We start from the raw sequence: 21,816 nt of genomic DNA, 5'->3' as shown, positions 1-21,816 counted from the left end.
CCATGCGCGTACTGCTGACCGGACACCAGGGATACCTGGGAACCGTCATGGCCCCGGTCCTCGCCGCCGCCGGACACGAGGTCGTCGGCCTCGACTCCGGCCTGTTCGCCGACTGTGTGCTGGGCCCGAGGCCCGACGACCCGCAGGGCCACCGGGTGGACCTGCGCGACGTCACGGCCGAGCACGTGGCCGGCGTCGACGCCGTGATCCACCTGGCCGCCCTGTCCAACGACCCCCTGGGATCGCTGGCGCCGGAACTCACCTACGACATCAACCACCACGCCTCCGTCCACCTGGCCCGGCTGGCCCGCGAGGCCGGGGTGGGGCGCTTCCTGTACGCGTCGACCTGCTCGGTCTACGGTGCCGCCGGCGGCGGGGACCTGGTGGGCGAGGACGCCCCCCTGCGCCCGGTGACGCCGTACGCGGAGTCCAAGGTGCGGGTCGAGGACGACCTGCACGAGCTCGCCGACGACGACTTCACCCCCGTCTACATGCGCAACGCCACGGCGTTCGGCTTCTCGCCCCGGCTGCGTGCCGACATCGTGCTGAACAACCTGGTCGGGCACGCGCTGCTGACCAGCGAGGTGCTGGTGATGTCCGACGGCACGCCCTGGCGCCCGCTGGTGCACGCCGCCGACATCGCGCGGGCCTTCACCGCCGCGCTGACCGCGCCGCGCGAGGCGGTGCACGACCGGGCGTTCAACATCGGCAGCGAGACCAACAACGTCACGGTCGCCGAGATCGCCGAGCAGGTCGCCGAGGCGGTGCCCGGTTCCAAGGTCGTCATCACCGGCGAGACCGGCGCCGACCCGCGCTCCTACCGGGTGGACTTCTCCCGGTTCCGCGCCGCGATCCCCGGCTTCGACTGCGAGTGGACGGTCAAGCGGGGCGCGCTCGAACTCGCCGACGCCTACCGCGCGCACGGCCTGACCCAGGAGGCCTTCCAGCAGCGCTTCACCCGCCTCGCGGTGCTGCGCGCGGCCTCCGACGCCGGGACGGTCGACGACACCCTGCGGTGGCGCCGGTGACCGAGCAAGGCGAGGAGATGTACGCCCTGGTGGAGCGGCTGTACCCGCTCTGCCGGAGCATCACCGGCGACGGAGTGCGCGCCACCCTCGACATCGTCGGCGAGTACATCCCGCTCCAGGTGCACGAGGTGCCGACCGGAACCCAGGTGCTGGACTGGACGGTGCCGCAGGAGTGGAACATCCGGGACGCCTACATCGCCGACCCGGAGGGCAACCGGGTCGTCGACTTCGCCGCGTCCAGCCTGCACGTGCTCGGCTACAGCGTGCCGGTGGCGAGGACCATGCCCCTGTCCGAGCTGCGCGAACACCTGCACACCCTGCCCGACCAGCCGTCCTGGGTGCCGTACCGCACCAGCTACTACAAGCCGGAGTGGGGCTTCTGCCTGGCCCAGGACACCCTGGACGCGATGCCGGACGGCGAGTACGAGGTGCGCATCGACTCCACGCTCGCCGACGGCCATCTCACCTACGCCGAGCACGTGGTGCCCGGTCAGGTCGCCGAGGAGGTGATCGTCTCCTGTCACGTCTGCCATCCGGCGCTGGCCAACGACAACATGGCCGGCGTGGCGGTGGCGGTGTTCCTGGCCCGGGAGCTGGCCGAGCAGACGCCGTACTACACCTACCGGTTCATCTTCGCGCCCGGCACCATCGGCGCGATCACCTGGCTGGCCCGCAACGCCGAGAGGGTCGAGCGGGTCAAGCACGGCCTGGTGCTGGCCTGCGCCGGCGACCCGGGCTCGCTCACGTACAAGCGGAGCAGGCGCGGCGACGCGGAGATCGACCGGGTGCTGCGGTACGTCCTGACCGCCTCCGAACGGCCGCACCGCATCACGGAGTTCACCCCGTACGGCTACGACGAGCGGCAGTACTGCTCACCCGGGTTCAACCTCGGCGTCGGCTCGCTCACCCGGACCCCGTACGCGGGCTACCCCGAGTACCACACCTCGGCGGACAACCTGGACTTCGTCTCCGCGGAGGCGATGGCGGACACCCTCGCGGTGTGCCGCGAGGCGTTCGCCGTCCTGGACCGCAACCGGCGGTACCTCAACCTCAGCCCCTACGGAGAACCGCAGTTGGGGCGGCGCGGGCTGTACGACGCGCTCGGCGGGCGCAGCGACACCAAGCAGGCCCAGATGGCCATGCTCTGGGTGCTCAACCTCTCCGACGGCGAGCACGCCCTGCTGGACGTCGCCGAGCGGTCGGGGCTGCCGTTCGGCGCCGTCGCCGCCGCGGCGGACGCCCTGCACGAGGCAGGGCTGATCAAGACATGACGTCGATGCCCGTCGAGGGGGAGAATCCGCAGACAGTGGCGCCACGCGCCGGATCCGCCAGGCGGGCCCTCGTCGGCCGGCTGTCCTGGGGACTGGCCGACCAGGCGGCCTCGAGCATCAGCAACTTCGCGGTGGGCATCTACGTGGCCCGCTCGCTGGGGGTGACCGCGTTCGGCGTGTTCAGCCTCGCCTGGGTGACCTACGGCGTGGTGCTGAACGTCTCGCGCGGCCTGTCCACCGACCCGCTGGTGGTGCGCTTCAGCGGTGTGCCGGAGGCGTCCTGGCGTGGGGCGGTGGCCCGGTCGACGGGCACCGCGCTCGGCGTCGGCACCTCCATCGGCGTGGTGTCCCTGGTGGCGGGACTGGCTCTCGGCGGCCGGCTGGGGGCCGCCTTCGCCTGCCTGGGCGTCATGCTGCCGGGACTGCTGCTGCAGGACGCCTGGCGGTTCGCGTTCTTCGCCGCGGGCAACGGGCGCAAGGCCTTCGTCAACGATGTCGTGTGGTGCGTGGCGCTCGTCCCGGCGATGGTCGCGGCGGCCCATGTGGACACCGTGGGCGCCTTCGTCCTGGCCTGGGGCGCGTCCGCCGCGGTGGCCGCCGCGTACGGCTGCCTCCAGTCCGGCATCCGGCCCCGGATGACCGAGGCGCGCGGGTGGCTGCGCGAGCAGCGCGATCTCGGCTACCGGTACCTGGTGGAGAACGTCAGCCTCAGCGGCGCCAGCCAGCTGCGGGCCTACGGGCTCGGTGCGATCGTCGGGGTCGGCGCGGTGGGCGCGGTGCGGGGCGCCGAGCTCCTGATGGGCCCCTTCCTCGCCGTATTGATGGGACTGTCCCTGGTCACCGTCCCGGAGGCGGCACGGGTGCTGCGGCAGTCCCCCCACCGCCTCGGCCGTTTCTGCCTTCTGCTGGGCGGCGGACAGGCCGTCGCCGCGCTGCTGTGGGGCGGCTCGTTGCTGCTGTTGCCGAACCGGCTCGGCGACCTGGTGCTCGGCACCGTCTGGCACTCCTCCTCGCATCTCATCGTGCCGATCACCTTCAGTGTGGCGGGCGCGGGCCTCGGCACCGGCGCGGCGGCCGGGCTGCGCGCCCTCGGCGCCGCCCGGCGCAGCCTGCGCTCCCAGCTGTTCGCCTCCGTCTGCTACGTGAGCGGCGGACTCGGCGGGGCCGCCCTCGCCGGCACGGTCGGCTCGGCCTGGGGCGTCGCCGCCGCGACCGTCAGCGGCTCGGCCGTGTGGTGGCTGCAGCTGCGGTCCGCCCTGCGCGAGCGCCGTCACGACTCCGTTCCCGAAGTGAGGACCTCATGACCGACCGCCCCAGACTGAGCATCGGCCTGCCCGTCTACAACGGCGAGGAGTACCTGGCCGAGTCGCTCGACGCGCTGCTCGGCCAGACCTACGAGGACTTCGAGCTGGTCATCTCGGACAACGCCTCGACCGACGGGACCGAGGAGATCTGCCGCAAGTACCTCGCGCAGGACTCGCGCGTCCGCTACATCCGGCTGCCCAGGAACGTCGGCGCCACCCCGAACCACAACTACGTGTTCACCGAGTGCCGGGGCGAGCTGTTCAAGTGGGCCTCGCACGACGACCTCTACGCCCGGGACCTGCTGCGGCGCTGCGTCGAGGCGCTGGACGAGCGGCCGGACGTCATCCTCGCCCACGCCGACCAGGCGGTCATCGACGGCGACGGCCAGGTGAAGGTCCCCTACGAGTACACGCTCGACACCGCCTCGCCGCACGCGCCCGACCGCTTCCGCAGCATGCTGTTCGAGCCCGGCGGCGACGACTTCTACGGCGTGATCCGGGCCGACGCGCTGCGCCGGGTGAGGCCCATGGACAGCTACCACCACGCGGACCGCACCTTCGTCGCCGAGATCGCCCTGCACGGCCGCTTCCACCAGGTGCCGGAACTGCTGTACTTCCGCCGCGACCACCCCACCCGCGCCGAGCGCGCCAACCCCTCCAAGCGCTCCCGGTGCGTCAACCTGGACCCGCGCCGGGCGGGGGTGCTGCATCCGACGCCCCGGCTGCTCGCCGAGTACGTCTGGGGCTTCGTCTCGGCGGTCCACCGGGCGCCGCTGTCCCCGGCCGACCGGCGCGAGTGCTACCGCCACCTGGCCGCCTGGACGACCAGCCGGGTCCGGCCGGGCGCCGGTGAGCGGGTCGAGGACCGCGCCCCGGTCGACCCGGCCAAGCTGACCGTCTCGGTGGACGACCTCGTCGCCGGCCGTGAGGGGAGGCGGGCATGACCTCGGCGGACGAGACCCCGGTGCGCGTCGGGGTGTTCGGCCTGCTCGGCTCCGGCAACCTCGGCAACGACGGGTCGCTGGAGGCCGTACTCGGCTACCTCCGCGCCGAGCATCCGGACGCGAGCGTGGACGCGCTGTGCGGCGGGCCCGAGGCGGTGACCGCCAGGTTCGGGATCCCCGCGACACGGCTGCACTGGAACCGCGCGGAGTACCGGACCGCGTCCCGTGCGAGCTCGATCGTGTCGAAGGGAGTCGGCAAACTCGTCGACGCCTACCGCACCGCCGCCTGGGTGCGCCGGCACGACGTGGTCATCGTGCCGGGCATGGGCGTCCTGGAGGCCACCCTGCCGCTGCGGCCGTGGGGCTTCCCGTACTCGCTGTTCCTGCTCTGCGCGAGCGGGCGGCTGCTGGGCACCCGGGTCGCGCTGGTCAGCGTCGGCGCCGCCGGGATCGGGAGCCGGCCCACCCGGGCCCTGGTGCGCTGGTCGGCACGGCTCGCCGCCTACCGGTCCTACCGGGACGAGCAGTCCCGCGACGCGATGCGCGCGATGGGTGTGGACACCTCGCGCGACGAGGTCTACCCCGATCTCGCGTTCTCCCTGCCCGCACCGCCGTCGAGCGCGCCCACCGCCGCGCCGGGTCCCGTCTGCCTCGGCGTGATGGACTTCCACGGCGGCAACGACGACCGCGACCGGGCCGAGGAGATATACCGGCGCTACCTCGACGGGACGATCACGTTCGTGCGCGCGCTCGTCGAGGAGGGCAGACCGGTCCGGCTCCTCACCGGCGACCAGTGCGATCTGTCGGTGGTCGCCGCCATCCTCGACGCCGTCGACTCACCGCTGGTCACCGCGGCCGAACCGGCCTCCCTGGCCGACCTGATGAACGAGATGGCGGCCGCCGACACCGTGGTGGCCGTCCGCTACCACAACCTGATCTGCGCGCTGAAGACCAAAACGCCCGTGCTGGCCCTGTGCTATGCGGCGAAGAGCAACGCGCTCATGGACCGCATGGGCCTCGGCGCGTACTGCCACCCGGCGCGCGAGGTCGACGCCGACCGGCTGCTGGAGCAGTTCCGGGACCTGGAGAAGCACGCGGCGGAGGTACGGCGGACCCTCACCGACCGCAACCGGGTCGCCGCGCGGCAACTCGCCGAGCAGTTCACCACCCTGACGAAGACCCTGTTCCCGGCGAAGACCCACGCCCACGCCCTGCGGAAGGCCTCATGAGAGCGACCGAAGTCCCCGAGATCGCCGGCGCCCACCTGTTCGAGCCGACGCCGTACGCGGACGAACGCGGCTTCTTCTGCCGCACGTTCGACGCCGAGGTGGTCCGCTCGGTGGGCCTCGACCCGAACGCCTTCGTCCAGGACAGCGTCTCCCGCTCGGTCCGGGGCGTGCTGCGCGGCCTGCACCTGCGTTCCGGCGCCGGCGAGGCCAAACTGGTGCGGTGCTCGTACGGGCAGATCTTCGACGTCGTCGTGGACCTGCGGCCCGACTCGCCGACGTACCTCGGCCGGGCCTTTTTCGAGCTGTCCGGTGAGACGCAGAAGACCGTTTACATCCCCGCGGGATGCGCTCACGGCTTCCAGGCTCTTACCGACGTCGCGGACACCTCTTACCGTATCGACCGAGAGCACGATCCCTCCGAGGACGTGACGATCGCCTTCGACGACCCGGAACTCGCCATTCCCTGGCCCCTGCCGGTCACGTCGACGTCCCAGCGGGACCGGGAGGCGCCGAGCCTCGCCGAGGTCCTGAAGCGCATGGAAGGGTGAAGCCGGCTTGCACACCGAACACACCGAGCGGACCACCGACGTCGACCTGCCCCGGTCGCGGACGGCCAACGAGCGACTGCACGCCCTGGTCCCCGGCGGCGCGCACACCTACGCCAAGGGCGACGACCAGTACCCGCAGGACCTGGCCCCGGTCATCAGCCACGGCCGCGGCGCCCATGTGTGGGACGTCGACGGCAACCGCTACGTCGAGTACGGCTCCGGCCTGCGCTCGGTCAGCCTCGGCCACGCCCACCCCCGGGTGACCGAGGCGGTGCGGCGGGAGATCGACCGCGGCAGCAACTTCGTCCGGCCGTCCGTCGTGGAACTCGAGGCCGCGGAACGCTTCCTGGCCACGGTACCGACCGCGGAGATGGTGAAGTTCGCGAAGAACGGCTCCGACGCCACCACCGCCGCGGTGCGCCTCGCCCGCGCCGCCACCGGACGCCCGCGGGTGGCCATCTGCGCCGACCATCCCTTCTTCTCCGTCGACGACTGGTTCATCGGCACCACGCCGATGTCCGCCGGCATCCCCGCGCAGACCAACGAGCTCACGGTGACGTTCCCCTACGGCGACCTGACCGCCACCGGGGAACTGCTCGACCGGTACGAGGGCGAGATCGCCTGTCTGATCCTCGAACCCGCCACCCACACCGAGCCGCCGCCCGGCTACCTCGCCGGCCTGCGCGAACTCGCCCACCGGCACGGCTGCGTCCTGGTCTTCGACGAGATGATCACCGGCTTCCGCTGGTCGGAGGCGGGCGCGCAGAGCCTCTACGGCGTCGTCCCCGACCTCTCCACCTTCGGCAAGGCGCTGGGCAACGGGTTCGCCGTCTCCGCGCTGGCCGGACGCCGGGAGCTGATGGAGCGGGGCGGGCTGCGCCACGCCGGCGAGCGCGTGTTCCTGCTGTCCACCACGCACGGAGCCGAGACGCACTCCCTGGCGGCCGCGATGGCCGTGCAGACCGTCTACACCGAGGAGGGCGTCACCGCGCGGCTGCACGCCCTCGGCGAGCGGCTGGCCGCCGGTGTCCGCGAGGCCGCGGCCGGCATGGGCGTCGGCGAGCACGTCGTCGTCCGGGGCCGGGCCAGCAACCTGGTCTTCGCCACCCTCGACGAGAACGGCCGGCCGTCGCAGGAGTACCGCACCCTGTTCCTGCGCCGGCTCCTCGCGGGCGGGGTGCTGGCCCCGTCGTTCGTGGTGAGCAGCGCGCTCAGCGACGAGGACATCGAGCACACCGTCGACGTGGTGGCCCAGGCCTGTGCGGTGTACCGCAAGGCACTGGACGCCGGCGATCCGACCCCCTGGCTGGGCGGACGACCGGTGAAGCCCGTCTTCCGCCGCCTGGCGTGAGGTGATCGTGACGTGATGTGACGTCAGCGGGGCTCCCGCCGGCCGGCGTCCGCCATCCGCTCGGCCGGGCGGCCGGCCATCCGGTCGGCGAGCCGGTCGAGCAGCCACGCGGTCGCCGGGACCACCGCCAGCGCGGTGCACCAGCCGCCGAGGGCGTCGGTCGGGTAGTGCGCGCCCAGGGCCACCTCCGCCCATCCCATGACCGCGCCCCCGGCCAGCGACACGGCGAGCACGAGTGACATGCCGGCCGTCCTGCCGAGGCCGAGGCGGCCGGTCGCGAGCAGCGCGAGGACGAGGGCGAGCGCGGTGAAGAAGGTGGTGTGCCCGCTCGGGAAGGACAGGTTGCCGGGTCCGTGGATGGTGCGTCCCACCACGTGCTTGAGCAGGGTCGTCGTGCCCACGGCCACGACGGCTCCGACGGCGAAGAGGGCCGCGCCGCGGGGCCGCCGCAGCAGCAGGCAGCACAGCACGATGGCCCCGACCAGCAGCGTGGATCCGGCGGGCTCCCCCAGGAAGTCAAAGACCAGGGCGACGTCCCGCCAGGGCCCCTGGACGCTGTCCTCCGTCGGCAGGACGAACCATCTGTCCACCCTGCCGGGCTCGGTGTGCCCGGCGAACAGGGCCCCGAGCACACCGACCACCACCGCGGCGGCGACCGCTGTCACCCCGAGCCACGCCCGCAGCGACCGGGGCAGCACCGCGGGTTCCGTCCGGCCGGTCACGCGCCTCTCCGGCAGCTGCGACGCATCTCCCCCGCCTTCCGTCCCCCTGGTCAAAGGCACCGGAATCCGACTCTATGCCAGCCCCTGCCAAGCCGAGGTAAACGGATCCCCCGCGGCACTCCAGGCTCCCGGAGCGGGGTTCACGCGGCCGCGCCGCCCTCCTCGACGGACACCGGTACGGCGTCCCGTGCCTCGAACTGCGTCCGGTACAGCTCCGCGTAGCGTCCCTGCGCCGCCAGCAGTTCCTCGTGGGTGCCGCGTTCCACGACCCGTCCGCCCTCGACGACCAGGATCAGGTCCGCCGAGCGCACGGTGGAGAGGCGGTGGGCGATCACGACAGCGGTGCGGCCCTCCAGGGCCTCGGCCAGGGCCTCCTGGACCGCGGCCTCGGAGGTGTTGTCGAGGTGCGCGGTGGCCTCGTCGAGGATCACGACCCGCTGCCGGGCCAGCAGGAGGCGGGCGATGGTCATGCGCTGGCGCTCGCCGCCGGAGAGGCGGTAGCCGCGTTCGCCGACGACGGTGTCCAGGCCGTCGGGCAGGGAGCGCACCAGGTCGTCGAGGCGGGAGCGGCGCAGCGCCTCCCACAGCTCGGGCTCGGTCGCCTCGGGGCGGGCGAGGAGGAGGTTGGCGCGGACGGTGTCGTGGAAGAGGTGGCCGTCCTGGGTGACCATGCCGAGGGTCGCGCGCAGGGAGCCGGCGCTCAGGTCGCGCACGTCGACCCCGCCGACGCGTACGGCGCCCCCGTCGACGTCGTACAGCCGCGGCAGCAGCTGCGCGATGGTCGACTTGCCGGCGCCGGAGGAGCCGACGAGGGCGACGGTGCGGCCGGGTTCGGCGCGGAAGGAGATGCCGTGCAGGACCTCGTCGCCGCCGCGGGTGTCGAGGGAGGCGACCTCCTCCAGGGAGGCGAGGGAGACCTTGTCGGCGGAGGGATAGCCGAAGCGGACGTCGTCGAACTCGACGGCGACCGGGCCCTCGGGGACGTCGCGGGCGTCCGGCTTGTCCTCGATGAGCGGCTGGAGGTCGAGCACCTCGAAGACGCGCTCGAAGCTGACCAGCGCGCTCATCACCTCGACGCGGGCGCCGGCCAGCGCGGTGAGCGGGGCGTACATCCGGGTCAGCAGCAGGGCCAGGGAGACGACGGCGCCCGGCTCCAGGGTGCCGCGCAGGGCGAACCAGCCGCCGAGGCCGTAGACCAGGGCGAGGGCCAGGGAGGAGACCAGGGTCAGCGCGGTCATGAACACCGACTGGGCCGTGGCCGTGCGCACCCCGATGTCGGCCACACGACGGGCGCGCGCCGCGAACTGGGCCGACTCCTCCTCCGGACGCCCGAACAGCTTGACCAGGGTGGCGCCCGGCGCGGAGAAGCGCTCGGTCATCCGGGTGCCCATCGCCGCGTTCAGGGTCGCCGCCTCGCGCTGCATCCGCGCCATCCGGCTGCCCATGCGCCGGGCGGGGACGACGAACAGCGGGAGCAGGACCAGCGCGAGCAGGGTGATCTGCCAGGACAGGGTGACCATGACGGCGAGCGTGAGCACCAGCGTGACGAGGTTGCTGACCACCCCGGACAGGGTGTTGCTGAACGCGCGCTGGGCGCCGATGACGTCGTTGTTGAGTCGGGAGACCAGCGCTCCCGTACGAGTGCGTGTGAAGAACGCGACCGGCATCCGCTGCACATGATCGAACACAGCCGTGCGCAGATCGAGGATGAGTCCCTCCCCGAGCGTCGCCGAGAGTCTTCTGCCGAGGATGCCCAGCGCCGCCTCGGCCAGCGCGATCAGCGCGATGAGCAGCGCGAGGCGGACGACCGTGCCCTGGTCACCCCGCGACACGATCGCGTCGACGACATGTCCGGCGAGCACGGGGGTCGCCACGGCGAGCAGGGCCGTCACCACCCCGAGGAGCACGAACTGCGCGATACGGGCGCGGTGCGGCCGGGCGAACGCCGCGATGCGGCGCAGCGTGGCGCGCGCCACGGGTCGCCGTTCCTGCTGGGCTGTCATGACACTGTGCAGCTGTGTCCACGCTGTGGTCTCCATGCTCATGGGAGAGAACCTAGAACCTCGAGCGTTGTTGAGGTCAACACTTCCGTCGCATCGTCCCCTGCCCCGAAGGACCCCATGGCCCTGCCTCCCCAGCCGCTTCCCGTCCGTAAGACGCTGTCCGCGATTCCGCAACCCGCAGTTGGCGCGGTGCGGAAACCCTCTCCGGATGTGACTGCGGTTCAACTTCCCCAAAGCTCACTCACTCCGGGTGGGTTCCCCCGTCGCGTCCCGGTCCGCCAGATCCTGTGCCTCCTTCCGCTCCTGCTGGTCACCTTCGTCGCCGTGCGGCACCGGGACGTGCTCGTGGAGGGCTTCGGCCATCTGCGGTCGGCCGAGTGGCCGTGGCTGCTGGCCGCGGTCGGCGTCACGTGTCTGACCTGGGTGGCGGCCGCGTTCACCCGGCAGGGCGCGGTCGTCGACCGGCTGCCCAGGCGGCGGCTGCTCGCGACGCAGTTCGCGGCGGGCTCGGCCAACCATCTGCTGCCGACCGGCCTCGGCGCGGGGGCGGTCAATCTGCGTTTCATGACGGTGTGCGGCATCCCGCTGGCCCGTTCCTCGGCCGCGCTCGCCGTGTACCTGCTGGCCGAGTCGGTCACCCGGGTGGCTCTGCTGGTCGTCCTGCTGGTCGCGTTCCCCGACGCGCTGCGCTTCGGCGATCTGCTCCCGCCCGGCTCGGCGGCTCCCCTGCTGCTGACCTTCGGCGCGGTCGCGGTCGCCGCGGTGACGGTCCTCGCTCTCGTACGGCGGCTGCTCACCGCCGTCCTGGCCTTCCTGCGGACCGCGCTGGGCGAACTGCGCTCGGTGCACGCCCGCCCGTGCCGCGCCCTCGCCCTGTGGGGCGGCTCGCTCGCCTTCCCCTCGCTGCAGGCGGCGGGACTCGTGCTGGTCGGCATGTCCCTGGGCCTGCCCGTGCCGCCCGTGCACATGGCGGCGGCCTACCTCGCGGCGACGGTCGCGGTGGCCCTGGTGCCGACCCCGGGCGGCCTCGGCTCGGTGGAGGCGGCGCTGATCGTGGCCCTGGTCGCGGCGGGCGCACCGGCGGCCATGGCGACGGCGGTCGTCCTGGCCTACCGGATCATCACGGTGTGGCTGCCCCTGGTGCCGGGGGCACTGACCCTGGGCGCGCTGGTGCGCCTGAAGGTGATCTGAGCGTCGGGCCGTACGGCGACGGTCTGTCCGGATCCGTACGGTACGGCCCTTCGCGCGGGGCGAACTCCTCTGCCGGATAAGGCAGGATGAGCGGTTGCACATCCTGGACTTGGAGGTAGTCGGTGAACCGAGCGCTCACCGTGGACGATCTGGTCATCGCCTCGATCGCGCTGGTGGCGGGGCTGTTGGCGGCGTTCCTGCTGCGCATGCTGATGCGGTGGCTGGGCAAGCACGCCGACCGGACCCGCTGGAGCGGTGACGACGTCATCGTGGACGCGCTGCGGACGGTGGTGCCATGGGCGGCGTTCCTGGGCGGCGCGGCCTCCGCCGGCGGGGTGCTCCCGCTGACGAGGACCGTCCAGAAACACGTCAACCAGTCGCTGACCGTCGTCCTCATCCTCGTCGTGACGCTGACGGCGGCCCGGGTCATCGCCGGTCTGGTGCGGACCGTCACCCAGTCCCGTTCCGGGGTCGCCGGTTCGGCCACGATCTTCGTGAACATCACCCGGGTCCTGGTGCTGGCACTCGGCTTCCTGGTGGTGCTGCAGACGCTCGGCATCTCCATAGCGCCGATGCTCACCGCCCTCGGCGTCGGCGGTCTGGCGGTCGCGCTGGCCCTGCAGGACACCCTCGCCAACCTCTTCGCGGGCGTCCACATCCTGGCGTCCAAGACGGTGCAGCCCGGCGACTACATCCGGCTCAGCAGCGGCGAGGAAGGCTACGTCGAGGACATCAACTGGCGCCAGACCACGGTCCGCGCCCTCTCCAACAACCTGGTCGTCATCCCCAACGGGCAGCTGGCCAAGGCGAACATGACCAACTTCATGCGCCCCGAGCAGCAGTTGACCATCCTGGTCCAGGTGGGGGTCGGGTACGACAGTGATCTGGAGCACGTCGAGCGGGTCACGCTGGAGGTGGTCTCCGACGTGATGACCGAGGTCAGCGGGGCCGTCCCCGAGCACGAGCCGGCGATCCGCTTCCACACCTTCGGCGACTCCCGGATCGGCTTCACGGTGATCCTGGGCGTGGGCGAGTTCAGCGACCAGTTCCGCGTCAAGCACGAGTTCATCAAGCAACTGCACCGGCGGTACCGCGAGGAGGGCATCCGCATCCCGGCGCCGACGCGCACGGTGGCGCTGCAGCAGGGATCGGTGTCGATCCCGCAGCAGCGCGGCCCGCAGGAGATGGACGAGGCGAACGTCGCCCACCTGGAGTGACCTACAGGGTGGCCGAGGGGCTCGGGCGCCGGGGTGCCGCTCGGACGGCCGGTCGGGCCGCCGGTCGGGCGGCTCCGGCCGTCGACGATCGGATGTGATCAGCTGCACGATCCACATCCATGACCCGGGATGCGACGCGTTGGTTGCACGGACCCCTGTCGAGTCGGCCCCGATCACGAGATATCTTGATGTCGAGCAATGTTGCAGACGTGGAGCGGAGCACCCGGTGACTGACTCGACCATCATCTATACGCACACTGACGAGGCCCCGGCCCTGGCGACGTATTCCTTCCTGCCGGTGGTCCAGGCGTACGCCTCGCAGGCGGGTGTCTCCGTGGAGACGCGGGACATCTCGCTGGCCGGGCGCATCATCGCCGTGTTCCCGGAGTACCTGGCCGAGGACCAGCGCATCCCGGACGCCCTGCACGAGCTGGGCGAGCTGGCCAAGACGCCCGCGGCCAACATCATCAAGCTGCCGAACATCTCGGCGTCCATCCCGCAGCTGAAGGCCGCCATCGCCGAGCTGCAGGCCCAGGGCTACGCGCTGCCGAACTACCCGGACGACCCGAAGACCGACGAGGAGCGGGAGATCCAGGCCCGCTACGACAAGATCAAGGGCTCCGCCGTGAACCCGGTCCTGCGCGAGGGCAACTCCGACCGCCGCGCCCCCGCCTCGGTCAAGAACTACGCCAAGACCCACCCGCACCGCATGGGCGCCTGGACCTCCGAGTCCAAGACCAACGTGGCGACCATGGGCGAGAACGACTTCCGCTCGACGGAGAAGTCCGTCGTGATCTCCGAGGCCGGCTCGCTGCGGATCGAGCTGGCCGGCGAGGACGGCACCACCACCGTGCTGCGCGAGTCGGTACCGGTCCTCGAGGGCGAGGTCGTCGACGCGTCCGTGCTGCATGTGGCCGCGCTGCGCGAGTTCCTCACCGCGCAGATCGCCCGCGCCAAGGCCGAGGACGTGCTGTTCTCGGTGCACCTGAAGGCCACCATGATGAAGGTCTCCGACCCGATCATCTTCGGTCACGTGGTGCGCGCGTTCTTCCCGAAGACCTTCGAGCAGTACGGCGCGACGCTGGCCGCGGCCGGTCTGTCCCCGAACGACGGTCTCGGCGGCATCCTCAAGGGCCTGGAGGCGCTGCCCGAGGGCGACGCGATCAAGGCCTCCTTCGACGCCGAGCTCGCCGAGGGCCCAGCCCTGGCGATGGTCGACTCCGACAAGGGCATCACCAACCTGCACGTGCCGTCCGACGTCATCGTCGACGCCTCGATGCCGGCCATGATCCGCACCTCCGGCCACATGTGGGGCCCGGACGGCCAGGAGGCCGACACCCTCGCGGTGCTGCCGGACTCCTCCTACGCCGGCGTCTACCAGGCCGCGATCGACGACTGCCGCGCCAACGGCGCCTACGACCCGTCGACGATGGGCTCGGTCCCGAACGTCGGTCTGATGGCCCAGAAGGCCGAGGAGTACGGCTCCCACGACAAGACCTTCGAGATCAAGGCGGCCGGCACGGTCCGTCTGGTCGACCAGACCGGCAACGTCCTGATCGAGCAGCCGGTCGCCGCGGGCGACATCTTCCGCGCCTGCCAGACCAAGGACGCGCCGATCAAGGACTGGGTGAAGCTGGCCGTCACCCGCGCCCGCGCCACCGGCGACCCGGCCGTCTTCTGGCTGGACGAGACCCGCGCGCACGACGCCAACCTGATCGCCAAGATCAACGCCTACCTGCCGGAGCACGACACCGAGGGCCTGGACATCCGCATCCTCGCCCCCGTCGAGGCCACCAAGCTGTCGGTGGAGCGCATCCGCCGCGGTGAGAACACCATCTCGGTCACCGGCAACGTCCTGCGTGACTACCTCACCGACCTCTTCCCCATCCTGGAGCTGGGCACCAGCGCCAAGATGCTGTCGGTCGTCCCGCTGATGGCGGGCGGCGGCCTGTTCGAGACGGGCGCCGGCGGCTCCGCGCCCAAGCACGTCCAGCAGCTGGTCAAGGAGAACTACCTGCGCTGGGACTCCCTCGGTGAGTTCTTCGCGCTGGTGCCCTCCTTCGAGCAGTACGCCACGGCCACCGGCAACGCCCGCGCCAAGGTCCTGGCCGACACCCTCGACCGCGCCACGGCGACCTTCCTCAACGAGGACAAGTCCCCGACCCGGCGCGTCGGCGGCATCGACAACCGCGGCAGCCACTTCTACCTGTCCCTCTACTGGGCGCAGGAGCTGGCGCAGCAGACCGACGACGCCGAGCTCGCCAAGGCCTTCCAGCCGCTCGCCGATACGCTCGCCGCGGGCGAGCAGAAGATCGTCGAGGAGCTGAACGCCGTCCAGGGCAACCCGGCGGACATCGGCGGCTACTACCAGCCCGACCCGGCGAAGGCCGCCGCGGTCATGCGCCCGTCGGCCACCTGGAACGAGGCCCTGGCCTCCCTGAGCTGACCCGAGGGGCCCGACAGGCCCTGCGCGGCTTCCCTGCCCCGGCCGGCATTGCCCGGCCGGGGCAGTGCCATGTCACGGGCGGCCCAGCGCGACGAGCGGACGGCGCCCCCTGCCGGTGTACTGAACAGGGGGAACCGAACGAAGGAGGCATCGCCATGGCTGTCGTGTTGTCCATGCGCTGGCCGGGAGTCACACCCGAGCAGTACGACACCGTACGGAACACCGTGCGCTGGGAGGAACAGGTACCGGAGGGCGCCGTCCTGCACGCCGCCTGGTTCGACGGGGACACCATGTGCGTCACCGACGTGTGGAACGCCCAGGCGGACTTCGAGCGGTTCTTCACCGAGCGGCTGGCCGCCGCCGTCAAGGAAGCCGGGATCACCGGCGAGCCCGAGACGCGGTTCTCGCCCCTGCACCGCCGCTTCGTCGCCCCCGGGGTCAGCGGCGCCGCCTGACCGCCCACCCGGACCCCTTTCTCCCCCTGCTCTCTCCCTGCCACTCGGCCATCTCCGCGCGTCGCGCGAGGTGGCCGAGTTCGTCGTTCGTGAAGTCTGTATGTCGGGCGGAACGCGCCGCTGTTCCGCCGTGACCTCGTGTGGTTCCCTCGTCGCATGACGGTGCTCGTGACCCGACGCCACGTGGACTACGTGCGTGTCACCACCACTTCCTGTCGTGCCGTGAGCTGACGCTCCCCTCCGGCCGCCTCCCTCTCCTTCCCGGCTGTGCCGACGCGTGCCCGCACGCGCTATTCGCCACGCCCTTTGTACGAGGAGCACCGCCATGAGCCAGCCCATCGACTCCGGCACCGCCGGACACACGCCCGAGGAAGCGCCTTCCGGTCCCGACGCCTCGGCCTGGTCCTTCGAGACCAAGCAGATCCACGCCGGGGCCGACCCGACCCGACGACGGGCGCCCGGGCGACGCCGATCTGCCAGACGACCTCCTTCGTCTTCCGCGACACCCGGCACGCCGCCGACCTGTTCTCGCTCGCCGAGCCCGGCAACATCTACACCCGCATCCACAACCCCACCCAGGACGTCTTCGAGCAGCGGATCGCCGCGCTGGAGGGCGGGGTCGCCGCCGTGGCGCTGTCCTCCGGACAGGCCGCCGAGACGCTGGCCCTCCTGACGCTGGCGAGCTCGGCCGACCACATCGTCTCCAGCATCTCGACCACCACGCCGCCAAACTGACACGGCGCTTCGACGCGGGCAGCCATGTCGTGCTGTCGGAGGCGATGAACGCCCACGACGCCGGCCGCGGTGGCCTATGGGCCGCTCTCGGCCGGATCACCGCCCCCACCCTGGTCGCCGGCGTCGACTCCGACCGCCTCTATCCGCTCGCCCAGCAGCGCGAGCCGGCCGCGCTGATCCCGTTCGCGGACCGGCTGCGGATCATCGAGTCGCCGTACGGGCACGACGGGTTCCTGATCGAGACGGCACAGGTCGCGGCGCTGGTCCGCACCCTGCTCACCGACTGAGTTCCAGTCCGAGCCACCGGGCCAGGTCCTCGATCTCGCGATCGATGTCCTCGGTCATGACCCCGGTGAACGGAACGTCCTCGTGGATCGCGTGCACCCGGAACACCCCGGCCCTGCGGTCGGCTGCGGCGTCGAGTTTGCCCACCAGCCGGTCGCCGTGGAGGACCGGCAGGGCGAAGTAGCCCCAGCGGCGCTTGGAGGCCGGCTTGTACATCTCCAGCTGGTACTCGTACTCGAAGAGTTCGAGGGTGCGTCTGCGGTCGTGGACGAGCCGGTCGAAGGGGGACAGCAGAGCGGTCCGCCCTTCGAACGGCCGGTCCAACTGGGCCGGATCCACACGCCACCCGCCGCGCACGCCCTCGACGACGGCCAGCTCCCCGGCCTCCCCCACGTCCGCCGGTTCGACCGGGCATTCCGGTCCGCGGGCCCGGGCGATCCCCAGGGCACGCAGCCGCCGCTCGTCACGGATCCGCAGGGCCTGAGCCACGGGCACCGGCGGAGTACCGGGGTAGACCCGGTCGGCCAGGTCCCACAGCCGGTCGCCCCCGCCGCGGCCGGCGACGGCGACCTCACCACGCTGCACCATCAGCTCCAGCAGCTTGGTGACGTTGCGGTTGTTGGTCCAGCCGCTGGACCTCCAGGGCTTGACGCAGGTGTCCGGAAGGGCGCGTGAGGGCAAGGGGCCCTCGGCGCCGAGCCGCTCGAGGATGTCCCGCCGACACGCGTCGTTGGCCGCCACCCACGTCCTGTGGTACTCCCGCCACGACGAGGGTGTCCCCCGCTCGGGCCACTCGGCCATCTCCGCGCGGTACAGCGCGAGGTCCTCTGCGGGCCGGACCATCGCCTGCAGCTCCAGCAGTGATCTCCGCTCCAGCGCGCCGGTCAGATCGGCCGGCGCGTACGAGGAGCCCAGTCTGCTCCACGCCACCAGGTCGGCGTTGGGCGCGACGGCCGCGATCGGGTCGACCTGCAGCAGGGTCAGCTGCCGCACCACGTCGAGCAGACCGACCGGCCGGGCGGTGTCCAGCAGTTGAGCGCGTACGGCGATACGGCGGGCGTCGGCGCGCGAGAGCTCGTGTGGGGTCACCCGTGTCACCACTCACGCGTCGCGATCAGTTCCTCCACGTCCGCGTCGTCGAAGCCGTAGGCCTGGGCGATGAACCAGAAGTCGCCGCCCATCTCCTCCCGGGCCACGGTCTCGATCTCGCTGCCCGCCGCCTCGAACTCGGCCTCCAGCGCGTTGAACTCCTCGGTGGCCGCCTGCGTCAGGGCGTACAGCGCGGCCAGGTCGGCGGGCCGCTCGGCCTCGACGCGTTCGCACAGGGCCACCAGCACCGCCCGGCCCTTGTCGAGGACGTGGTCCGGGAAGTGGTCGTCCTCGTACAGGACCTCCAGGAACCGACGCGACGCGGCCTTCTCGTTGCTGATGGGCATGGGTGCTCCCCCGGGTTCGTGCTGGTCGATGTGGCACCTTTGATGCTGCCACGCCCCACTGACAACGCCCGCCGTCCCGCTGGAGCAGCCCGTGCCCGACCCCACCGCCCCGTTCGACCTCCTGCCCGGTGCCGCCGACTCCCCCGTGATCCTCCATGTGCCGCACTCCGCGCGGGAGATACCGGCCGAGGTGCGCGCGGGCATCGTGCTGGACGACGCGGCGCTGGAGCGGGAGCTGGACCACATCACGGACGCGCACACGGCGGAACTGGCCGAGGCGGCGGCGCGGTTGACGGGCAAGGCCCCCTGGCGGTTCGTGAACCGGCTCTCGCGGCTGGTCGTCGACCCGGAACGCTTCCCGGACGAGCGGGAGGAGATGCGTGCCGTCGGGATGGGCGCGGTCTACACGCGCACCACGCACCGGGAGGCGCTGCGGCCCGCCGACAACGACCCCGCCCCGCTCGTCGACCGCTACTTCAGGCCGTACGCGCGGGCCATGACGGACGCCGTGGCCGACCGGCTGGCGAGGACCGGACGGGCCGTCGTAGTCGACGTGCACTCCTACCCCAGCCGCGCGCTGCCGTACGAACTGCACGGCGCCGGACCGCGACCGCCGGTCTGTCTCGGCACCGACTCCTTCCACACGCCGCCCGGGCTTGTGACGGCCGCGCGGGAGGCGTTCGCGTCGTGCGGGGAGACGGGGCTGGACAGCCCGTTCAGCGGGACGTACGTACCGCTGGAGTTCTACGGGAGGGACGCCCGGGTCGGCGCGCTGATGGTGGAGATCCGGCGGGACACCTACATGGCCGAGCCGGGCGGACCGGCGGGCCCCGGCCTCGACCGGCTGGCCTCCGCACTGGCCACCCTGGTCGAGACCCTGCCCGTGACGTGGTGAGGGCAGGGTCCGGGGCGTTCGTCAGACCGTGAGCCAGTCCGTGACGAGGACTCCCTCGTCGGTGCGCAGCCGCAGGGCGAACGGGCCGGCCGGGGACTCCCCGTACACGAAGCGGCCCATGTCGTCGGTCGTCAGGGGCGCCGTGGCCCGCAGGCCCCTGAGCACCTCGACCCGGGCGGTCTGCGGCGGCAGCACCTGCCCCATCAGGCCCTGGGCGCTCAGCTCCACGTCGACGGTCAGCCCGCCCGCGTGGAAGGTCAGCATGCGCGGCACGTCCACGGCTCCCCGCACCGGGATGGCGTCGACCACGGAGTCGAACGTCAGCTCGGCGATCCGGGCGTCGAGGTCGTGCAGGACGAAGGCCTCCACCGCGATCCGCCGCAGCTCGGCCGGGAGCGGGTCGAGGATCGCCGCGCCCCGGCGCAACTCCTCCTCCAGCAGATCGAGTCCGAGGTCCTCGCCGTCGAACGACTCCCCTCCGTCGAACGATTCCTCGCCGTTCACATCACTCATGTCACCCATGTCCCTCACACCGCCCCCCGTGCCTCGAGTCGCGCCCGCAGGCGCCGCAGACAGCGCTGGCGCAGCGGGCCGATGCTGCCCACGGCGATCCCGAGGGCCGCGGACACCTCCTGGTAGCTGGGCGGCGGCGAGGCCATCAGGACCCGCAGCAACTGCCTGCACCGCTCGCCCAGTTCCTCGAACTCCTGCCACAGGTGCCGGATGCGCTCGGTCTGGGCGTCGGCCTCCTCCAGATCGAGCAACGACTGCTCGGGCGTACGGTCCTCGCTGACCCGGTCGAGCAGCTGGGGATCGTCCGTCGGAGTGAGCCGCCGCATGCTCTTGAGCACCTTCAGGCACTCGTGCCGCGCGGTGCTCGCCAGCCAGGACCCGGCCTTGTCGGGTTCCCGGATGCGCCCCAGGTGCTGGGCGAAGCGGAACCACACGGTCTGGTACACCTCGTGCGCGTCGGCGTCGGACAGCCGGTGCGAGCGCACGACGGACCACACCAGTGGGCTCAGCCCCTCCACGAGTGCCTTCCAGGCCGCAGCGTCGCCGTCGACGGCGGACCTGACCTGCGCGCCGACTTCTCCTCGTTCCACGGCCCCACTCCTCGTGTACGGCCTGTCATCGTACGCCGTGGAGGGGGAGGTTCCGCACCTCATGCGGGTGCGGCGAGCAGCGTGACCGGCGAGGGGCGCCAACCCGCCGGGAGCAGCGCCGGAGCGTGCGCCCCGCGCACTTCCGCGTACGTGGTGTTCCCGGCCAGCAACTGGGTACGGGCCACGCGCGGGTCGCTCTCCTTGTTGGCGGTCATGTAGGCGGCGACGAGCCCCGCGGCCACCGGGGTGGCGAAGGAGGTGCCGCTCCAGTGCGCGTAGCCCTCGAACATCACCTGGTCGGCCTTGCCGGGTGTGGCCGCGCCGGTCTCGCTGAGCACTCCGGTGTGGCGCGGGTACTGACAGGTGCAGGCGTAGGTGAAGCCGTAGCGGCAGGCGTCGTACGTCGTGTGCTGGTACACGTACGGCACGGGCGCGTCGAAGCCGGTCAGGGTGCTGGTGAGGCGCTCGCCGGGGGCGTACGCGTTGACCCAAGCGCCGTGGTTGGTGAAGCACGCGCCGAACTCGCCGTCGCTGCGCAGGGCGCCGACCGACAGCACGGAGTCCTGGTAGTCGGGCAGAGAGGCGTAGGCGGCGGGCCAGAAGGGGGTGGCGCTGGAGTTGTTGCCGGCCGCCGCGACCAGCAGGGTGCGCTGCTCGCGCAGTGCCTGCATGAAGCTCTCCACGCCCAGCAGGCCGTCGGTGCGGCCGTTGGAGGTGCCGGCGGAGAGGCTGATGATGTCCGGCCAGCCGTTCGCGTCGACCGCGTCGAACAGCCGCTGGCCGAACTCGGACTCCAGGACGGCACCTGCGTCGTTGAGGGTGCTGCGGACGGTGATGTCGGTGTTGGGCGCCACGGCCGCCACGAGTCCGGCGATGAACGTGCCGTGGCCGACGTACTGCAGCAGGTTGCCCGCGCTGTCGGTCTCGGTGCCGTACAGGTCGCCCTGGACATGGGCGAGCAGCGGGACCAGCCCGTAGTCGTGCGTGAGGCCGTTGTCGACGACCAGGACGCCGACGGCGCTGTCGGGGTCGTGGGGCAGCTCGCTGGAGACCGGGTTGGTGCCCTGGGTGAGCGGCGAGGGCACGGGCTCGTCGCCCGGGCAGGAGTTGACCGCGATGGACACCACGTGGTTGCGGCTGACCAGCCGGCGTCCGGCGCGGCCCTCGTGCTCGCGCATCGAGCGCAGGGCGTGCGCCACGGCCCGGTCGCCGCGCCGGTCGCCGTGGCCGGGGTCGCCGACCTGGATGCGGGTGACGCCCGAGCGGTTGGTCTGCGGGCCCGCCCGGCGCACCTGGTCGCCGCTGAGGCCGGTGGCGGCCGTGAAGTGGTCGCGCACGGTGTCCTCGACGAGCCGCGCCTCCTCGCCGTCCCGGGCGAGGACCACGCCCTTCTCGTAGATGAACTCCGCCGCGTCGTCCGGCCCCAGCGCCAGGGGGACGTCGGGCATGGAACGCTGGATCTGGTCGAACTGTTCGTGGAATCGCTGTGGTGCCATGGCGTGTCCTCCCCCTTGAGGCGACTGTCGTCAGTCAGAGTCGCCGAGCCGTTCATTGATACAGCTGATACAGCGCCAAACCGGTGTCGGGTGCAACCAGGGCCACTACCATCCGTGGGGTGACAGCGGGAAGCGACTCGGTTCTCGAACTGCTGCC

The 21,816-nt window shown here is 71.9% G+C and carries 19 protein-coding genes and 2 pseudogenes; 14 read left to right on the top strand and 7 right to left on the bottom strand.

The window, feature by feature from the left end:
- Positions 1 to 2: 2 nt before the first annotated feature.
- From MKW14_RS03450 to MKW14_RS03420, 7 genes are read left to right on the top strand one after another with little or no spacing between them, the layout of a single operon-like run.
- Entirely contained in the window at positions 3 to 1,028 is a 1,026-nt protein-coding gene (locus tag MKW14_RS03450; protein ID WP_240858684.1) for an NAD-dependent epimerase/dehydratase family protein, read from the top strand.
- Positions 1,016 to 2,299: a DUF4910 domain-containing protein gene (locus MKW14_RS03445; RefSeq protein WP_240858683.1), complete on the top strand. Its 1,284-nt coding sequence runs from the start codon at positions 1,016 to 1,018 to the stop codon at positions 2,297 to 2,299. Before MKW14_RS03450 ends, MKW14_RS03445 begins: the two co-directional genes overlap by 13 nt.
- A complete protein-coding gene (locus MKW14_RS03440) occupies positions 2,296 to 3,603 on the top strand; it encodes an MATE family efflux transporter (protein WP_240858681.1) in 1,308 nt (435 codons plus the stop codon). Before MKW14_RS03445 ends, MKW14_RS03440 begins: the two co-directional genes overlap by 4 nt.
- Positions 3,600 to 4,547 (top strand): glycosyltransferase family 2 protein, encoded by a 948-nt coding sequence (locus MKW14_RS03435; RefSeq protein ID WP_240858680.1) that lies wholly within the window; start codon positions 3,600 to 3,602, stop codon positions 4,545 to 4,547. Before MKW14_RS03440 ends, MKW14_RS03435 begins: the two co-directional genes overlap by 4 nt.
- Positions 4,544 to 5,776 carry a polysaccharide pyruvyl transferase family protein gene (locus MKW14_RS03430; RefSeq protein WP_240858679.1) on the top strand — a complete coding sequence of 411 codons (1,233 nt, stop codon included), beginning with the start codon at positions 4,544 to 4,546 and terminating at the stop codon, positions 5,774 to 5,776. Before MKW14_RS03435 ends, MKW14_RS03430 begins: the two co-directional genes overlap by 4 nt.
- Complete coding sequence (gene rfbC / locus MKW14_RS03425) at positions 5,773 to 6,324, top strand: dTDP-4-dehydrorhamnose 3,5-epimerase (protein WP_240858678.1); 552 nt, start codon at positions 5,773 to 5,775, stop codon at positions 6,322 to 6,324. The genes MKW14_RS03430 and rfbC overlap by 4 nt, the downstream gene beginning before the upstream one ends.
- 7 nt (positions 6,325 to 6,331) lie before the next feature.
- Positions 6,332 to 7,675, top strand: a complete 1,344-nt coding sequence (locus tag MKW14_RS03420) for a glutamate-1-semialdehyde 2,1-aminomutase (protein ID WP_240858677.1) — start codon at positions 6,332 to 6,334, stop codon at positions 7,673 to 7,675.
- Between the two features lie 23 nt (positions 7,676 to 7,698).
- On the opposite strand, the gene MKW14_RS03415 is transcribed toward MKW14_RS03420, so the two are convergent.
- Together MKW14_RS03415 and MKW14_RS03410 are read right to left on the bottom strand one after the other, a co-directional pair.
- Positions 7,699 to 8,397 (bottom strand): phosphatase PAP2 family protein, encoded by a 699-nt coding sequence (locus tag MKW14_RS03415; protein ID WP_240858675.1) that lies wholly within the window; start codon positions 8,395 to 8,397, stop codon positions 7,699 to 7,701.
- A 140-nt stretch (positions 8,398 to 8,537) separates the two neighbouring features.
- A complete protein-coding gene (locus MKW14_RS03410; protein WP_240858934.1) occupies positions 8,538 to 10,436 on the bottom strand; it encodes an ABC transporter ATP-binding protein in 1,899 nt (632 codons plus the stop codon).
- 174 nt (positions 10,437 to 10,610) lie between these two features.
- Between MKW14_RS03410 and MKW14_RS03405 the strand changes: the two genes are divergently transcribed.
- The 6 genes and pseudogenes from MKW14_RS03405 to MKW14_RS03380 form a co-directional block, all read left to right on the top strand.
- On the top strand, positions 10,611 to 11,591 hold the full coding sequence (locus tag MKW14_RS03405) for a lysylphosphatidylglycerol synthase transmembrane domain-containing protein (RefSeq protein WP_374116525.1): 981 nt from the start codon (positions 10,611 to 10,613) through the stop codon (positions 11,589 to 11,591).
- Positions 11,592 to 11,713: 122 nt separating this feature from the next.
- A complete protein-coding gene (locus MKW14_RS03400) occupies positions 11,714 to 12,808 on the top strand; it encodes a mechanosensitive ion channel family protein (RefSeq protein WP_240858672.1) in 1,095 nt (364 codons plus the stop codon).
- 226 nt (positions 12,809 to 13,034) lie between these two features.
- On the top strand, positions 13,035 to 15,254 hold the full coding sequence (locus MKW14_RS03395) for an NADP-dependent isocitrate dehydrogenase (RefSeq protein ID WP_240858669.1): 2,220 nt from the start codon (positions 13,035 to 13,037) through the stop codon (positions 15,252 to 15,254).
- Positions 15,255 to 15,409: 155 nt separating this feature from the next.
- Positions 15,410 to 15,709 carry a hypothetical protein gene (locus MKW14_RS03390; protein ID WP_240858668.1) on the top strand — a complete coding sequence of 100 codons (300 nt, stop codon included), beginning with the start codon at positions 15,410 to 15,412 and terminating at the stop codon, positions 15,707 to 15,709.
- A gap of 325 nt (positions 15,710 to 16,034) precedes the next feature.
- A pseudogene (locus tag MKW14_RS03385) lies at positions 16,035 to 16,423 on the top strand (PLP-dependent transferase); the annotation flags it as partial.
- Positions 16,417 to 16,731 (top strand): annotated as a pseudogene (locus MKW14_RS03380) (homoserine O-acetyltransferase); the annotation flags it as partial. The pseudogenes MKW14_RS03385 and MKW14_RS03380, both read left to right, overlap by 7 nt.
- On the opposite strand, the gene MKW14_RS03375 reads toward MKW14_RS03380, so the two are convergent.
- Together MKW14_RS03375 and MKW14_RS03370 are read right to left on the bottom strand one after the other, a co-directional pair.
- Entirely contained in the window at positions 16,721 to 17,818 is a 1,098-nt protein-coding gene (locus tag MKW14_RS03375) for a DNA glycosylase AlkZ-like family protein (RefSeq protein WP_240858667.1), read from the bottom strand. The pseudogene MKW14_RS03380 and the gene MKW14_RS03375 overlap by 11 nt on opposite strands.
- Before the next feature lie 5 nt (positions 17,819 to 17,823).
- A complete protein-coding gene (locus MKW14_RS03370; protein WP_240858666.1) occupies positions 17,824 to 18,165 on the bottom strand; it encodes a DUF5713 family protein in 342 nt (113 codons plus the stop codon).
- Between the two features lie 91 nt (positions 18,166 to 18,256).
- On the opposite strand from MKW14_RS03370, the gene MKW14_RS03365 reads away from it, so the two are divergent.
- Positions 18,257 to 19,060 carry an N-formylglutamate amidohydrolase gene (locus MKW14_RS03365; protein WP_240858663.1) on the top strand — a complete coding sequence of 268 codons (804 nt, stop codon included), beginning with the start codon at positions 18,257 to 18,259 and terminating at the stop codon, positions 19,058 to 19,060.
- A 21-nt stretch (positions 19,061 to 19,081) separates the two neighbouring features.
- On the opposite strand, the gene MKW14_RS03360 is transcribed toward MKW14_RS03365, so the two are convergent.
- The 3 genes from MKW14_RS03360 to MKW14_RS03350 are packed head-to-tail and all read right to left on the bottom strand — an operon-like array spanning position 19,082 to position 21,659.
- A complete protein-coding gene (locus MKW14_RS03360) occupies positions 19,082 to 19,573 on the bottom strand; it encodes a hypothetical protein (protein ID WP_240858662.1) in 492 nt (163 codons plus the stop codon).
- A 14-nt stretch (positions 19,574 to 19,587) separates the two neighbouring features.
- Positions 19,588 to 20,163 (bottom strand): RNA polymerase sigma factor, encoded by a 576-nt coding sequence (locus MKW14_RS03355; protein WP_240858661.1) that lies wholly within the window; start codon positions 20,161 to 20,163, stop codon positions 19,588 to 19,590.
- 59 nt (positions 20,164 to 20,222) lie between these two features.
- Entirely contained in the window at positions 20,223 to 21,659 is a 1,437-nt protein-coding gene (locus tag MKW14_RS03350) for a S8/S53 family peptidase (RefSeq protein WP_240858658.1), read from the bottom strand.
- Positions 21,660 to 21,816: the final 157 nt, after the last annotated feature.

The sequence above is a fragment of the Streptomyces gilvus genome (assembly GCF_022513565.1).
GTDB lineage: Bacteria > Actinomycetota > Actinomycetes > Streptomycetales > Streptomycetaceae > Streptomyces > Streptomyces gilvus.
Note: the sequence above shows the minus strand (reverse complement) of the source record. Positions and strands in the feature narration are given on the sequence as shown.

Excerpts from the sequence above, each read along its gene's own strand:
- MKW14_RS03450 (WP_240858684.1), top strand. The coding sequence starts at position 3 with ATGCGCGTACTGCTGACCGGACACCAGGGATACCTGGGAACCGTCATG.
- MKW14_RS03440 (WP_240858681.1), top strand. The coding sequence starts at position 2,296 with ATGACGTCGATGCCCGTCGAGGGGGAGAATCCGCAGACAGTGGCGCCA.
- MKW14_RS03435 (WP_240858680.1), top strand. The coding sequence starts at position 3,600 with ATGACCGACCGCCCCAGACTGAGCATCGGCCTGCCCGTCTACAACGGC.
- MKW14_RS03430 (WP_240858679.1), top strand. The coding sequence starts at position 4,544 with ATGACCTCGGCGGACGAGACCCCGGTGCGCGTCGGGGTGTTCGGCCTG.
- rfbC (WP_240858678.1), top strand. The coding sequence starts at position 5,773 with ATGAGAGCGACCGAAGTCCCCGAGATCGCCGGCGCCCACCTGTTCGAG.
- MKW14_RS03410 (WP_240858934.1), bottom strand. The coding sequence starts at position 10,436 with ATGGAGACCACAGCGTGGACACAGCTGCACAGTGTCATGACAGCCCAG.
- MKW14_RS03390 (WP_240858668.1), top strand. The coding sequence starts at position 15,410 with ATGGCTGTCGTGTTGTCCATGCGCTGGCCGGGAGTCACACCCGAGCAG.
- MKW14_RS03370 (WP_240858666.1), bottom strand. The coding sequence starts at position 18,165 with ATGCCCATCAGCAACGAGAAGGCCGCGTCGCGTCGGTTCCTGGAGGTC.
- MKW14_RS03360 (WP_240858662.1), bottom strand. The coding sequence starts at position 19,573 with ATGAGTGATGTGAACGGCGAGGAATCGTTCGACGGAGGGGAGTCGTTC.
- MKW14_RS03350 (WP_240858658.1), bottom strand. The coding sequence starts at position 21,659 with ATGGCACCACAGCGATTCCACGAACAGTTCGACCAGATCCAGCGTTCC.